The organism is uncultured Pseudomonas sp., assembly GCF_913777995.1.
Classification (GTDB): Bacteria; Pseudomonadota; Gammaproteobacteria; order Pseudomonadales; family Pseudomonadaceae; genus Aquipseudomonas.
On sequence record NZ_CAJYVE010000037.1, the window covers coordinates 39,886 to 52,991 of the forward strand.

12 protein-coding genes are annotated in these 13,106 nt (G+C 64.3%); 7 read left to right on the top strand and 5 right to left on the bottom strand.

All coding sequences use genetic code 11. The features are described 5' to 3' along the window. Nucleotides 1-327: 327 nt before the first annotated feature. On the top strand, nt 328-957 hold the full coding sequence (locus QZ497_RS16175; protein ID WP_295476745.1) for a hypothetical protein: 630 nt from the start codon (nt 328-330) through the stop codon (nt 955-957). On the opposite strand, the gene QZ497_RS16180 is transcribed toward QZ497_RS16175, so the two are convergent. Next, a complete protein-coding gene (locus tag QZ497_RS16180; RefSeq protein WP_295476747.1) occupies nt 944-1,876 on the bottom strand; it encodes a LysR substrate-binding domain-containing protein in 933 nt (310 codons plus the stop codon). The genes QZ497_RS16175 and QZ497_RS16180 overlap by 14 nt on opposite strands. A 166-nt stretch (nt 1,877-2,042) precedes the next feature. Between QZ497_RS16180 and aspA the strand changes: the two genes are divergently transcribed. From aspA to QZ497_RS16195, 3 genes are all read left to right on the top strand, one after another. Continuing rightward, on the top strand, nt 2,043-3,467 hold the full coding sequence (gene aspA, locus QZ497_RS16185; RefSeq protein WP_295476749.1) for an aspartate ammonia-lyase: 1,425 nt from the start codon (nt 2,043-2,045) through the stop codon (nt 3,465-3,467). 282 nt (nt 3,468-3,749) lie between these two features. After that, nucleotides 3,750-5,198, top strand: coding sequence for a sodium:alanine symporter family protein (locus QZ497_RS16190; RefSeq protein WP_295476751.1), 1,449 nt, complete (start codon nt 3,750-3,752; stop codon nt 5,196-5,198). A gap of 32 nt (nt 5,199-5,230) precedes the next feature. Beyond that, entirely contained in the window at nt 5,231-6,232 is a 1,002-nt protein-coding gene (locus QZ497_RS16195) for an asparaginase (RefSeq protein WP_295476753.1), read from the top strand. A gap of 78 nt (nt 6,233-6,310) precedes the next feature. On the opposite strand, the gene QZ497_RS16200 is transcribed toward QZ497_RS16195, so the two are convergent. The 4 genes from QZ497_RS16200 to QZ497_RS16215 all read right to left on the bottom strand — a co-directional run bounded on the left by QZ497_RS16200 (nt 6,311) and on the right by QZ497_RS16215 (nt 11,037). Then, entirely contained in the window at nt 6,311-7,144 is an 834-nt protein-coding gene (locus QZ497_RS16200) for a DUF2314 domain-containing protein (protein ID WP_295476755.1), read from the bottom strand. A gap of 79 nt (nt 7,145-7,223) precedes the next feature. Next, the gene (locus QZ497_RS16205) at nt 7,224-8,111 is read right to left on the bottom strand and encodes a bestrophin family protein (protein WP_295476757.1); all 888 of its coding nucleotides are present in this window, start codon (nt 8,109-8,111) and stop codon (nt 7,224-7,226) included. A gap of 103 nt (nt 8,112-8,214) precedes the next feature. After that, nucleotides 8,215-9,426: a YeeE/YedE family protein gene (locus tag QZ497_RS16210; RefSeq protein ID WP_295476759.1), complete on the bottom strand. Its 1,212-nt coding sequence runs from the start codon at nt 9,424-9,426 to the stop codon at nt 8,215-8,217. A gap of 54 nt (nt 9,427-9,480) precedes the next feature. Beyond that, nucleotides 9,481-11,037 (bottom strand): PLP-dependent aminotransferase family protein, encoded by a 1,557-nt coding sequence (locus QZ497_RS16215; RefSeq protein WP_295476761.1) that lies wholly within the window; start codon nt 11,035-11,037, stop codon nt 9,481-9,483. A gap of 90 nt (nt 11,038-11,127) precedes the next feature. Between QZ497_RS16215 and QZ497_RS16220 the strand changes: the two genes are divergently transcribed. The 3 genes from QZ497_RS16220 to QZ497_RS16230 are packed head-to-tail and all read left to right on the top strand — an operon-like array spanning nt 11,128 to nt 12,901. Next, nucleotides 11,128-11,766, top strand: coding sequence for an FMN-binding negative transcriptional regulator (locus QZ497_RS16220; RefSeq protein ID WP_295476763.1), 639 nt, complete (start codon nt 11,128-11,130; stop codon nt 11,764-11,766). Beyond that, a complete protein-coding gene (locus QZ497_RS16225; protein WP_295476765.1) occupies nt 11,763-12,209 on the top strand; it encodes a GNAT family N-acetyltransferase in 447 nt (148 codons plus the stop codon). Before QZ497_RS16220 ends, QZ497_RS16225 begins: the two co-directional genes overlap by 4 nt. Nucleotides 12,210-12,223: 14 nt before the next feature. Next, nucleotides 12,224-12,901 (top strand): GNAT family protein, encoded by a 678-nt coding sequence (locus tag QZ497_RS16230; protein ID WP_295476767.1) that lies wholly within the window; start codon nt 12,224-12,226, stop codon nt 12,899-12,901. Nucleotides 12,902-13,106 lie beyond the last annotated feature (205 nt).

Consider the following 13,106-nt stretch of genomic DNA (forward strand, 5'->3'; position numbering starts at 1 on the left):
AGACCGGCGTGGCTTGTTGTACGAAAAATGACCGGTCGATCCGGTCGAAGGCCGCGCAGTATACCCCAAAGTGCAGTGGCGCAAGCACCCCCGTCGACCATCTGTCGGCATCTGTGTCCCCAAGGTGAATCGAGACCACGGGACCCAGCCTCCCTTCTTGCACAGGGAGTAGGCGCAGCAGTCCAGCAACCTACGTTCTGACGCTGCTTTTTCAGGTTATCGCGACGAACTCCCCGACTTTCTCCCCTGCGACCGCCCCGATTAGGTGACTCCAGGCCGGCCCTCAGGGCTCGGCCTGCCCTGTTCACTCAATGGAGTCGCCAAACCATGAAACTCAAGACCCTGGCCCTGACACTGGGCCTGACCTTCAACCTGTACCCGGCAGCGCCCGCGTCGGCCGACGCCGACCACGCGCTGCAGCCCATCGTCCTGACGCTTTTCCTGCACGACCAGCTCAGCCCCCAGGAAAAAGCCAGTATCGGTCCTGACCACCTGGCCTGGCTCATTCAGGAGCTGACCCTCGTCACCGGCCGCCGCGTACAGATCATCAGCGTCACCGACAAGCCCGGCTATACCGACTTCGGCTACCGCGTCGGCGACCCGGTTAAAAGCCTTGCGCAGTGGCATGAGCGCGTCGGGCACTACATTGACGAACACAACCTGCCGGTTGCCTCGCGCAGGCACCGATATGTGCTCGTCACTCGCCACCGGCTCGACTCCATCACCCTGGGCATTGCCTATATCCGCAGCGATTCGGCCATCGCATCGATACGTTCCTACAACACGATAGGCCATGAGATCGGGCACCTGCTCGGTGCCAGCCATGAGGCGGCTCACCTCAGCTTCGCGCACGGACTGCCCTGCGGCACGGTGATGAGTGAAGCGCCGCTACCGAGCTGCTACGTGTTCAGCGACAACAACCGCCAGGCCATCCGTGATTACCTCAAGGGGCCATGATGGCGGGCGGCGCTTCAGCCTGAGCCATGCCGCTCTCCAGCTTGCGCCACAGCAGCCGCACGTTGGCCTTGCGCACCAGGGCGCAGCGGTACAGGCGGATTTCCAGCGGCACATGCCAGTGCGCACCGCCACACACCACCAGCTCGCCGCGTTCCAGCTCGGCACGCATGCTCAGACGCGGCACCCAGGCCACGCCCAGGCCCTCGACCGCCATGCATTTGAGGCTCTCGGCCATGGCCGTCTCGTACACGGTGGTGAAACGCAGGTTGCTCTGGCGCAGCAGCAGGTTCACCGACCGCCCCAGGAATGCCCCGGCACTGTAGGCCAGCAGCGGCACCGAAGCGCCGCCATCCAGGTCGTAGAGCGGCTGACCCTGCGCATCGGCGGCGCACACGGGCAGCATTTCGGTATGCGCCAGGTGCAGCGAGGGGAAGATTTCGGCGTCCATCTGCAGCGCAGCATCCGGGTCATAGAACGCCAGCATCAGGTCGCAGCCGCCTTCGCGCAGGGCATGCACGGCCTCGCCGACGTTGGTGGCCACCAGCCGCGTGGCAATGTTCAGCCCGTCGTTGCGCAGCTGGGCGATCCAGCGCGGGAAGAACCCCAGCGCCAGGGAGTGCGCCGCCGCCACCTGGATCACTTCGCCCTGCCCGCCCTCCAGGTGATGCAGGTGGCGCACCACCTCACCCAGCTGTTCGACCACGTTACGCGCCGTGACCAAAAACAGTTGCCCGGCGGCGGTCAGTTCGATGGGTGTGCGCGAACGGTTGACCAAGGTCAGCCCCAGCGCGGCCTCCAGGCTGCGGATCCGACGGCTGAACGCCGGCTGGGTGACGAACCGACGCTCGGCCGCCTGGGAGAAACTGCGGGTCGCGGCCAGTGCGCTGAAGTCCTCCAGCCATTTGCTTTCCAGGTTCATTCACGTCCTCCCGGACATTCGTTGAAGCGACATTGAGTGCGAGTCACACGACATTATGCCGTTGTTGCATGACGCATTGGGTAACAGCATTGGTCAAGAAGCGACGAGAGGCCCAATATCGCGGCGTTCCGGCGCCTTTCGCGCCCTCCTTGAGATGACTACTATCATGTCCTCGCCTGCATCATCGCGTATCGAAAAAGACCTGCTGGGTGTTCTCGAAGTACCGTCCGACGCCTATTACGGTATTCAGACCCTGCGAGCGGTGAACAATTTTCACCTGACCGGCGTTCCTCTTTCTCACTATCCGAAACTGGTCGTGGCGCTGGCCATGGTCAAGCAGGCGGCGGCCGACGCCAACCATGAACTCGGCCATCTCAGCCAGGCCAAGCACGCGGCCATCAGCGAGGCCTGCGCCCGTCTGATCCGCGGCGATTTCCACGAGCAGTTCGTGGTCGACATGATCCAGGGCGGCGCCGGCACCTCGACCAACATGAACGCCAACGAGGTGATCGCCAACATCGCGCTGGAGGCCATGGGCCACCAGAAGGGTGAGTACAAGTACCTGCACCCCAACAACGACGTGAACATGGCGCAGTCGACCAACGATGCCTACCCGACCGCCATCCGCCTGGGCCTGCTGCTCGGCCACGACGCGCTGCTGGCCAGCCTGGACAGCCTGATCAACGCCTTCACCGCCAAGAGCGAAGAATTCAGCCACGTTCTGAAGATGGGTCGTACCCAGCTGCAGGATGCGGTCCCGATGACCCTGGGCCAGGAGTTCCACGCGTTCGCCACCACTCTGACCGAAGACCTCAACCGTCTGCGCAGCCTGGCACCGGAACTGCTGACCGAAGTGAACCTGGGCGGTACCGCCATCGGCACCGGCATCAATGCCGACCCGCGCTATCAGAACCTGGCCGTACAGCGCCTGGCGACCATCAGCGGCCAGCCGCTGGTGCCCGCTGCCGACCTGATCGAAGCCACCTCCGACATGGGCGCGTTCGTGCTGTTCTCCGGCATGCTCAAGCGTACCGCGGTCAAGCTGTCGAAGATCTGTAACGACCTGCGCCTGCTGTCCAGCGGCCCGCGCACCGGCATCAACGAGATCAACCTGCCACCGCGCCAGCCTGGCAGCTCGATCATGCCTGGCAAGGTCAACCCGGTGATCCCGGAAGCCGTCAACCAGGTGGCCTTCGCCATCATGGGCAACGACCTGGCGCTGACCGTCGCGGCCGAAGGTGGCCAGCTGCAACTGAACGTAATGGAGCCGCTGATCGCCTACAAGATCTTCGACTCGATCCGCCTGCTGCAGCGTGCCATGGACATGCTCCGCGAACACTGCATCACCGGTATCACCGCCAACGAACAACGCTGCCGTGAACTGGTCGAACACTCGATCGGCCTGGTCACCGCGCTGAACCCGTACATCGGCTACGAGAACGCCACCCGTATCGCCCGCGTTGCCCTGGAAAGCGGCCGCGGCGTACTGGAACTGGTCCGCGAGGAAGGCTTGCTCGAAGAGGAAGTCCTGGCCGACATCCTGCGTCCGGAGAACATGATCGCACCGCGTCTGGTTCCCCTGAAGGCATGACCCTGCGGCTGGACGCCACATGGCTCACCAGGTTGAGGGTCTAGACACCCCTCACCTTTTGAGGGTCTGGGAATGAATCTCCAGACCCTTTTTTTATAGCTGCCGGCCACGGAAATACAGGGAGGCTCCAGGTCCAAGGCAAACGATGTCCGCACAGCCGATACAGGCGCAGACGCTCGACAGTCGTACATGAATTCTGCGTGACACAAGAAAACGGCAGAAGACGCTGCGTGAATGCATCGGTATAGTGCGCCCCCTCAAAAATTGCGAGGCAATAATAAGATGCTGGAATTTTTCAATGACCTGTCTGGAAGGGTGCTGATCGTACTCATCGTCGGCCTGGGTGGTTACTTCACCCTGCGTTCGCGTTTCGTGCAATTCCGTCACTTTGCGCACATGTTCGCGGTATTTCGCGACAGCCTGCGCAGCAGCTCCGGCCAGTTGAGTTCGTTCCAGGCATTGATGCTGAGCCTGGCCGGCCGCGTCGGTGCCGGTAACATCGCTGGTGTCGGTATCGCCGTGACCATCGGCGGTCCGGGTGCGGTGTTCTGGATGTGGGTCACAGCCCTGGTCGGGATGTCCAGCAGCTTCATTGAATGTGCCCTCGCGCAGCTCTACAAGCGCAAGGACTCCGAAGGCCAGTATCGTGGTGGCCCGTCGTATTACATCCAGCACGGCCTGGGCAATCGCGGCCTGGGCATGGTCATGGCGGTCCTGCTGCTGGTGACCTTCGGCTTCGCCTTCAACGGCCTGCAGTCCCATGCGGTGACCGACTCGCTGAACAGCGCCTTTGGCTTCGACAAGACCATCACCGGCATCTGCCTGGTCACCCTGCTGGGCCTGGCCTTCGTCGGCGGCATCAAGCGCATCGCGGCGATCTCCGACCTGCTGGTACCGGTCAAGACGCTGATCTACATCGGCGTGACCCTGTACGTGATCGCCATCCAGATCGACCATGTTCCTGGCATGCTGCTGACCATCGTCAAGAGCGCCTTCGGCCTCGACCCTGTATACGGCGGCCTGCTGGGCAGCGCCGTGGTCATGGGCGTGAAGCGCGGCGTGTTCGCCAACGAAGCCGGTCTGGGCAGTGCGCCGAACGTGGCCGCCGTCGCCGAAGTCGAGCACCCGGTCGCGCAAGGCGTGGTCCAGGCCTTCAGCGTATTCCTCGACACCTTCGTGATCTGCACCTGCACCGCGCTGCTGATCCTGCTGTCGGGCATCTACGACATCAACTACGACGGCAACGGTATCGTCCTGGCGCAGAACTCGCTGGCCGCCGTGGTCGGTGACTGGGGTCGGATCTTCATCAGCGTGGCCCTGGCGCTGTTCGTGTTCACTTCGATCCTCTACAACTACTACCTGGGCGAAAACAGCCTGCGCTTCCTGGTGGGCGAGAAGATGAAGGCCATCGTCGGCTACCGCATCTTCGTGCTGGTGCTGATCCTGTGGGGTGCGATGGTCGACCTGAACACCGTGTTCGCCTTCGCCGACATCACCATGACCTGCCTGGCCTTCGTCAACCTGATCGCCCTGGCGCTGCTGTTCAAGGTCGCCAAGCGCATCCTGCAAGACTACGATGCGCAGCGTAAGGCCGGCATCAAGACCCCAGTGTTCGACTCGGCCAAGTTCGCCGACCTGGACCTGGACCGCAGCGCCTGGCCAGCTCGGCCTGCCCAGCAGGCTCAAGGCAAGGCTGGTGATGCAGCCGAAACCGTACCCAGCGCCCGTTAACCCGCAACCCGCCAGTGATAAGGATAAGAACCATGACGCATGAACTTCACTCACCCGCTCAGCGCGTGATGGTTCTCTACACCGGCGGCACCATCGGCATGCAGGCCAGTGCCAACGGCCTGGTCCCGGCGTCAGGCTTCGAAGCGCGACTGGCCGAACAGCTGGCCGCGCAACCAGACCTGATGGTGCCGGAGTGGCGTTTCCGCGAAATGGCTCCGCTGATCGACAGCGCCAACATGAACCCCGGCTACTGGCTGCGCCTGCGCGAGGCCATCATCGAAGCGGTGGACCAGGGCTGCGACGCAGTGCTGGTTCTGCACGGCACCGACACCCTGGCCTACAGCGCAGCGGCCTTGAGTTTCCAGTTGCTGGGCCTGCCGGCACCGGTGGTATTCACCGGCTCGATGCTGCCGGCCGGCGTGCCGGACAGCGATGCCTGGGAAAACGTCAACGGCGCCCTGCAGGCGCTGGGACAAGGCCTGCCAGCGGGTGTGCACCTGTTCTTCCATGGCGAGCAACTGGACCCGACCCGTTGCGCGAAGATCCGCAGCTTCGGTCGTCATCCGTTCGCCGCGCTGCAACGTCTGCGCGGCGGCGAGCCGGTGGGTCTGCTGCCTGCGCCCCTGGATTACCGCGAGCCACGCAGCGAAGCGAAAATCGGCGTACTGCCGCTGTTTCCCGGCCTGGGCACCGTGCAGATCGACAGCCTGGTCGACAGCGGCATCCAGGGCCTGGTGCTGGAATGCTTCGGCAGCGGCACCGGCCCCAGCGATGATCCGCAGTTCCTCGCCAGCCTGGAGCGGGCACATGGCAAAGGCGTGGTGGTCGTGGCCATCACCCAGTGTCATCAGGGCGGTGTCGATCTGGACATCTACGAAGCCGGCAGCCGCCTGCGCGGTGCCGGTGTACTGTCCGGCGGTGGCATGACCCGTGAAACCGCGCTGGGCAAGTTGCAAGCCCTGCTGGGCTCCGGCCTGCCACTCGATGAGGTGCGCCGCCTGGTGGAACTCGACCTGTGCGGCGAGCTGCGCTGAGCAACACGCAACGCCCCTCCTGATCCCCTGCCCGCCGGTTCACCCGGCGGCGCAGGTGGCTCTCTCCTCCCGCATCGCTCAATGCAGCCGTGCGCCACGACCTTCCAGCAATTCCACAATGCGTGGCCAGCCGATACGCTGAGCCAGCTGCAGCGGCGTGCGTCCGTTGCTGTCGGTCGCCAGAGGATCGGCACCATGGCGCAGCAATGCAGCCGCGAACCCATGATTGCCGGCCAGCGCTTCACGATGCAGGTAGGAGCTTTCGGTGTCGTCGTATTGATTGACCAGACTCGGATCCTGGGCCAGCCCGGCGTCGATATCGGCCTGTGTATTGACCGCCATCGGGTGCTCGCAGCGTTCCAGGTCGGCCAACGCCGCACGCTCGGCCACGCCCTCCAGATGCCTGGCCAGCCGCAGGGGAGCCCCATCGGCTTCCGGCATCGCCAGCACAACGAACCCCGGCTCGCCGAACGCCAGACCCCAGGCCGCATCATGCTCGGCACGCGCCGGGTCATCCATGCCACTGCGCATCACATCGACGGTGAAGCCGCCATACACCTGGCCGGCGCACACGTACATCCAGTCGACGAGGTCCGTGAAGGGCACGCTTACCGGGTCCCCGGCCTGCAGCGAGTGGACCCAGTGCGGCTCGTTGAGCAGCACGCCACGCAGGGTCTGCCCGTCGAACTCGATGTCCGAGACCCACATGTTCTCCACACTCGGCTCGTCCGGACCCGCCTGCTCGACCGGAAACGCGACCTTCACCGCCGCCATGTCCAGCGCCGGTATGATCCGCCGGTACTCCCAGGACAGCTCGCGATAGAAAAACTTGAAGGTCGACCGGGCGGCAGCGACCGCCCGTTGCAGTTCCGGATCTTCGCTTTCCACGCTGTAAACAGGCTGGCCCGTCATGGCTGGCTCCTGATTCATCCCATGCGCATCTGATCGGCCCGCCTGCCAGGGGTTCAACGCCGACACCAGGCCTGCACGGTCAGCGGATGCGACGCTCGATTTCGGTGAAGCGCAGCATCGAATCCAGGTTGCGTTCAATGTTCTCGCACAGCGCCTTCATCTGGATTTCATGCTCGCTGGTGCGGAACGGACTCTGCAGGTCGGTGCCGATCTTCTCGATGGCCAGCAGCATGAAGCCCACGACCGTGGACGCCAGCGGCGTGAACCAGCCAAGGGTTTCCACCAGGCCGATGGGCACGATCAGGCAGAACAGCGTGATGAACAGCCGCGGGAAGGCCACGTAGGGATAGGGCAACGGCGTGTTGGCGATACGCTCCATGCCGCCCTGGCAGTTGGAGATATCCACCAGGGTCGACTCGATCCGCGCCAGGCGGATGCTGTCCAGGCGGCCGGCCTCGTATTCCTGGGCCACCAGCAACGCCGAGATGCTCAGCAGGTCGTTGGGAAAATTGTTGGTCTGGTGGCGACGCTCGAATTCATCGGCCGAGATCAGTTCCTGTACCTCGGCGCCGCAGGTGTCGCCCTTGAGGTGCGCCGACAGGCATTTGACGTAGGCCACATGGCGACGCAGCAGGGTCGCCTTGACCGGATTGCTGTCGCCGTCGCCGTCGATGAGGGTCAGCACCTGGCGGGCGAAACTGCGCGAGTTGTTGACCAGCGCGCCCCACAAGGTGCGCGCCTCCCACCAGCGGTTGTAGGCACTGGAATTCCGGAAGCTGGTGAGCACCACCAGCGCCGAGCCCAGCAGGGTCAGCGGCATGGCCGGGAAGGAGTATTTGTAGTCGAGGAACAGCATGAAATCGACGGTGACGATGACGTCCCAGATCAACAGCCAGAACAGCGACCAGCCAACGTAACCAAAGGTCTTGCTCAGGAACCTGAGCTTGGAAAGGATCGTTTTCTGCACAGGGCCACCTCGTCTGTTAAGGAGCGAAGTGGCCGTGCCAACCACTTCGCGACAGCAAGGGGTTTGATCCTCGTGTCGCGAATGGTTCAACGGCTGTTACGTTTCAGCAGCCGCTCAGCACCGTCTGGCGGCGCTCGCCGGGAAAGAATACCGGGCGCAGTGCCACGCCGATGCAATTGCCCAGATAGGCCGCGACCAGCCACAGCCAGCCATGCAGGCTGCCCGAGGCGATGCCGCTGAAGTACGCGCCGATGTTGCAGCCATAGGCCAGCCGCGAGCCGTAGCCCAGCAACAGGCCGCCGATCACCGCCGCCACCAGCGAGCGGGTGGGGATATCCAGGTTCGGCGCAAAACGTCCGGCCAACCCGGCGGCCAGCAGGGCACCGAGCATGATGCCGATGTCCATGACGCTGGTGATGTCCTGCCATACCGGCGCGGCGAGGGCCTTGGCGTTACCGGCGCTCTGCCAGAACGGCCAGCTGGCGACATCCACCCCCATGCCAGTGGCCAGTTTCGCCCCCCACAGGGCAAACGCCGAGGTGATGCCCCACGGGCGACCGGCCAAGGCCAGGGTCAGGTAGTTCAGCAGCGCCAGGGCCACGGCCCCCCAGACCAGGATCCACGGCCCCCGCAGCACACGCCGCCAGCCGCGATGCTCACTGCTGACCGGCGCTTCGAGCTGGCCGTGGCGGCGCTTTTCCAGGCGCACGCTGACCCAGGCGATCAGGCCGAAGATCGCCAGGTTGAGCACCAGCGCCGGCAGCAAGCCGAGGCTCTTGACCATGGAGGTGGCCGGCAGCGAAGGCAGGGCGAACCACCAGTGCACGTGGTGCGTGGCGATCAGCGAGCCAAGGATGAAGAACGCCAGGGTCACCAGCATGCGGGCATTGCCGCCGCCGGCGGTGAACAGCGTGCCGGAGGCACAGCCGCCACCCAGCTGCATGCCGATGCCGAAGATGAACGCGCCGACGATCACCGACACGCCGGCTGGTGCCACCAGCCCGTTGACCGGCTGGCCGAACAGTGTGCCGGAAGCCAGGGTCGGGAAGAACAGCAGCACGGCGATGGCCAGCATCACCATCTGCGCCCGCAGCCCGGCGCCGCGGCGTTCGAGAATGAACACTCGCCAGGCCGAGGTGAAGCCGAAAGCCGCGTGATACAGGGTCACACCCAGGGCCGCGCCGACCAGCAACAGCATGACCTGGCGCATGCCGACACTGAGCAGCAGGAACTGGGTACCCATCAACAACAGAAACAAGGCAGCCAGGGGTGCGCCAAGGCGCCGCCCGGAACTGGCTGCAAGAGGATTACTCATGATCGATTACCCAACCGGAGACAGAAGACCGCCGAGTATAAAGCGCCAGGCCGGTCAATCGCACTGCCAGGCCTGGCGCAGGCGCTGCAGGGCAGCAGTGATATCGGGCTCGGCCACCCCGGCGAATCCCAGCACCAACCCGGCGCGCTCATCCACGGGCAGCGGCGAGTCCGGCAGCCAATAGCTGCTCAACGGCGTGACTTCCACGCCCACGGCCGCCGCCTGGCTCACCAGCGCCTGTTCGCGCGCATGGCTGTCGACCTTGAGCGCGACATGCAGGCCGGCCACCACGCGCGGCATCGGCGCACAGCCGGGCAGGTCCTGCGGCCAGCCGGCCAGCAATGCATCGCGGCGGCTCAGGGCGGCCCGGCGCATGCGGCGGATGTGCCGCTGGAAATGTCCCTGGGCCATGAACTGGGCCATCACCACCTGCGATACGACCTCCGAATGACGCATGTCCAGTGCCCGACGCTGGCTGAACGGCTCGACCAGCGCCGGCGGCAACACCAGGTAACCCAGGCGCAAGGCCGGAAACGCCACCTTGCCGAAGGTGCCGATATACAAAACCCGCGCCTCGGCATCCAGGGCCGCCAATGGGGCCAGCGGCGCGCCGCTGTACCGGTACTCGCCGTCGTAGTCGTCCTCGATCACCCAGCCCCCCGTGCGCCGCGCCCAGTCGAGCAGTTCCAGGCGTCGGGCCAGGCTCATTACCACGCCTGTGGGGTACTGATGCGAGGGCGTGACATAGGCCAGCCGACAGCCCGCCGCCTCCAGCCGCGTGCAGGCCATGCCCTCGTCGTCCAACGGCATGCCCTGCAGCCGTGCACCGGCAATCGCGAAGGCATGTGCTGCCGCCCGATAGCCGGGGTTTTCCACAGCCACGGCATCACCGGGGTCGAGGAGCAATTGTGCACAAAGGCTGATGGCCTGCTGCGCACCGTTGGTGATCACAATTTGCTCAGCGGTGCATGTAAGGCCCCGTGAGGTGCGCAGATACACCGCAATGAGCTCGCGCAGGCGACTGTCCCCGGCCGGATCGGCATAACCCAGCCGAGACAGATCGGGTTTTCGCCAAAAAGCCCCGTACAGCTTGCCCCATGTGGCGAAGGGAAACAGATCGAAGGCCGGAATTCCGACCCGGAATGCACGTGGCGCGCCCTCGAGTGGCCCCTGGAGGCCGTAGCGCCGAACCCGCGTCAAGGCTTCGCTGTGGATAACTTTGTCGTCCTGAAAAAGCGGTTTTTTGACGCAATTTGTGGATAAACCTGTCGATAACCCTGTTGGCAACCCTGTGGACACTTTTGTGGGTAACTTGCCCTGCGAAGCGTTTGCTGAGGTCTGCTCCGGCAATTGGGCCACATAGGTACCGGCCCCGACCCGGCCTTCGGTGAAGCCCTCCGCATACAACTGGTCGTAGGCACGCATCACCGTATTGCGCGAAATCCCCAGTGCCTCCGCCAGATCGCGGCTGGCCGGCAGACGCGTGCCCCCGACCAGGCGGCCATCGAGAATCCGAGCGCGCAAGGCCTGGTACAGCTGGCGGCTCAGGCCCTGGCGACGGTCGAGCTGGATACCGGCCGGGTCGAAAGGAAACAGGGGCACGCCGGTCATTGAATTGGCTCCTTCGAATGACTCTTAAGTGGTTCTTACAAAGAACCAATAGCCTGCCTAGGATGCTCGCAGACGCCAAGGGGATCGTTCATGTATACACCCACCGCTTTTCGCGACACCGACCAGAACAGCCAGTGGCAACTGATCGAACGCTGCCGCCTGGCGCTGCTGGTCACCCAGGGCAGCCAGGGTCTGCAGGCCACCCACCTGCCGCTGCTGCTGCGCCGCGACGAAGGTCCCTGCGGCACGCTTTACGGGCATCTGGCCAAAGGCAACCCGCAATGGCGCGACCTGAACGCCGAGGCCGAGGTGCTGGTGGTGTTCGCTGGCGAAGACGCCTACGTCAGCCCGTCGTTCTATCCCTCCAAGGCCGAGCACGGCAAGGTCGTGCCGACCTGGAACTACCTCGCCGTGCACGCTTACGGTCGGCCTCGACTGATCGATGACAGCAGCGGGCTGCGTGAGCTGCTGGGCGCCCTGACCGAACGGCACGAGGCCGGACGTGCGCAGCCCTGGTCCATCGACGACGCTGCGGATGAATACATCGACAAGATGCTCGGCGCCATCGTCGGCTTCGCCCTGCCCATCGATCGCCTGCAGGGCAAGCGCAAGCTCAGCCAGAACCGCGATGCAGCAGATATCGCCGGCGTGCGCGCAGGCCTGGCCGCCAGTCACGACCCACAGGACCAACGACTCGCTCAACTGATGAGCCCCCAGGAGCCCGTATGAACACTGTCCAGATCCGCCCTGTCAGCGCCGCCGACCACGCCCAGTGGCTGGCCTTGTGGCAGGCCTACCTGCATTTCTACGAAACCCGGCTGGCCGACGAGGTGACGGCCAGCACCTGGCAGCGGATGCTCGATGAACACGAACCGACCCATGCCGCTCTGGCCTGGGTCGACGGCCAGGCGGTGGGCATGGTCAACTTCATCTTCCATCGCTCCAACTGGAGCATCGAGGATTCCTGCTACCTGCAGGACCTGTTCGTCGCCCCTGGCCAGCGTGGCAACGGTGTAGGTCGGCAACTGATCGAGTACGTGTATGCCCGCGCCGCCGAGCACGGCAGCCACAAGGTCCACTGGCTGACCCACGAAACCAACGCCACGGCGATCCGCCTCTACGAACAGGTTGCCGAGCGCGGCGGTTTCATTCAATTTCGCAAGACGTTCTGAACAGGAAAGCCCCCATGTCCGACTCGCTGCTGCATTGGCAACCCGCCACCCTGCCCTCCTCGCGGCCACTGGCCGGCCGCTTCATCCGCCTGGAAAAGCTCGACCCGGCCGCCCATGCCGATGACCTGTGGGGCGTCCTGCAAGGGCCGGGGGCGGATGAAAAACTCTGGGACTACCTGCCATATGGACCTTTCGAGGCCCGTGACGAGTTCGACACTTGGCTGGCACGCCACGCCACCAGCACCGACCCGTGGTTCTACACGGTGCTAGACGCTGTCACGGGCAAGGCAGAAGGCATGATCAGCCTGATGTCCATCGTGCCGGCCCAGGGGCGTATCGAAATCGGCCACGTGACCTTCGGCGCCGCCATGCAGCGCACCCCCAAGGGCACCGAGGCCATCTACCTGCTGGCACGGGAAGCCTTCGACCTCGGCAATCGCCGCCTGGAATGGAAGTGCAATGCCCACAACACCCGCTCGCTGCGCGCCGCCGAGCGCTTCGGCTTCCGCTTCGAGGGCACTTTCCGCCAGCACATGGTGGTCAAGGGTCAGAACCGCGACACCGCCTGGTTTTCGATCCTCGACAGTGAATGGCCAGCGCTGCGCCAGGCCTTCGAACGCTGGCTGGCCGCCGACAACTTCGTCGATGGCCGGCAGGTACAGACACTGGAAGCCTGTCGCCAGTCCTTGTAAGCAGCCAGAAGCAAGTCGGGTGGAAGCGGCTTTGGCCGCGAAACCCTCCTGTTCATAGAAGACGCCAACACTGTTCACTTAGACCGGGTAATTGGATGGACTCGCCCCCGCCGAGGCGTCTATGCGCCACGGTGGCATCCTATAGATGTCAGCGACAGCGAGGGCGAGACCATGAGCAAGAATACTTCCAAAAAGACCGCTTTGC

Bases quoted from the DNA above. Each gene is read 5' to 3' on its own strand.
- QZ497_RS16225 (WP_295476765.1), top strand. From the start codon at position 11,763: ATGAACACTGTCCAGATCCGCCCTGTCAGCGCCGCCGACCACGCCCAG.
- QZ497_RS16195 (WP_295476753.1), top strand. From the start codon at position 5,231: ATGACGCATGAACTTCACTCACCCGCTCAGCGCGTGATGGTTCTCTAC.
- QZ497_RS16215 (WP_295476761.1), bottom strand. From the start codon at position 11,037: ATGACCGGCGTGCCCCTGTTTCCTTTCGACCCGGCCGGTATCCAGCTC.
- QZ497_RS16220 (WP_295476763.1), top strand. From the start codon at position 11,128: ATGTATACACCCACCGCTTTTCGCGACACCGACCAGAACAGCCAGTGG.
- QZ497_RS16190 (WP_295476751.1), top strand. From the start codon at position 3,750: ATGCTGGAATTTTTCAATGACCTGTCTGGAAGGGTGCTGATCGTACTC.
- QZ497_RS16200 (WP_295476755.1), bottom strand. From the start codon at position 7,144: ATGACGGGCCAGCCTGTTTACAGCGTGGAAAGCGAAGATCCGGAACTG.
- QZ497_RS16180 (WP_295476747.1), bottom strand. From the start codon at position 1,876: ATGAACCTGGAAAGCAAATGGCTGGAGGACTTCAGCGCACTGGCCGCG.
- aspA (WP_295476749.1), top strand. From the start codon at position 2,043: ATGTCCTCGCCTGCATCATCGCGTATCGAAAAAGACCTGCTGGGTGTT.
- QZ497_RS16210 (WP_295476759.1), bottom strand. From the start codon at position 9,426: ATGAGTAATCCTCTTGCAGCCAGTTCCGGGCGGCGCCTTGGCGCACCC.
- QZ497_RS16230 (WP_295476767.1), top strand. From the start codon at position 12,224: ATGTCCGACTCGCTGCTGCATTGGCAACCCGCCACCCTGCCCTCCTCG.
- QZ497_RS16175 (WP_295476745.1), top strand. From the start codon at position 328: ATGAAACTCAAGACCCTGGCCCTGACACTGGGCCTGACCTTCAACCTG.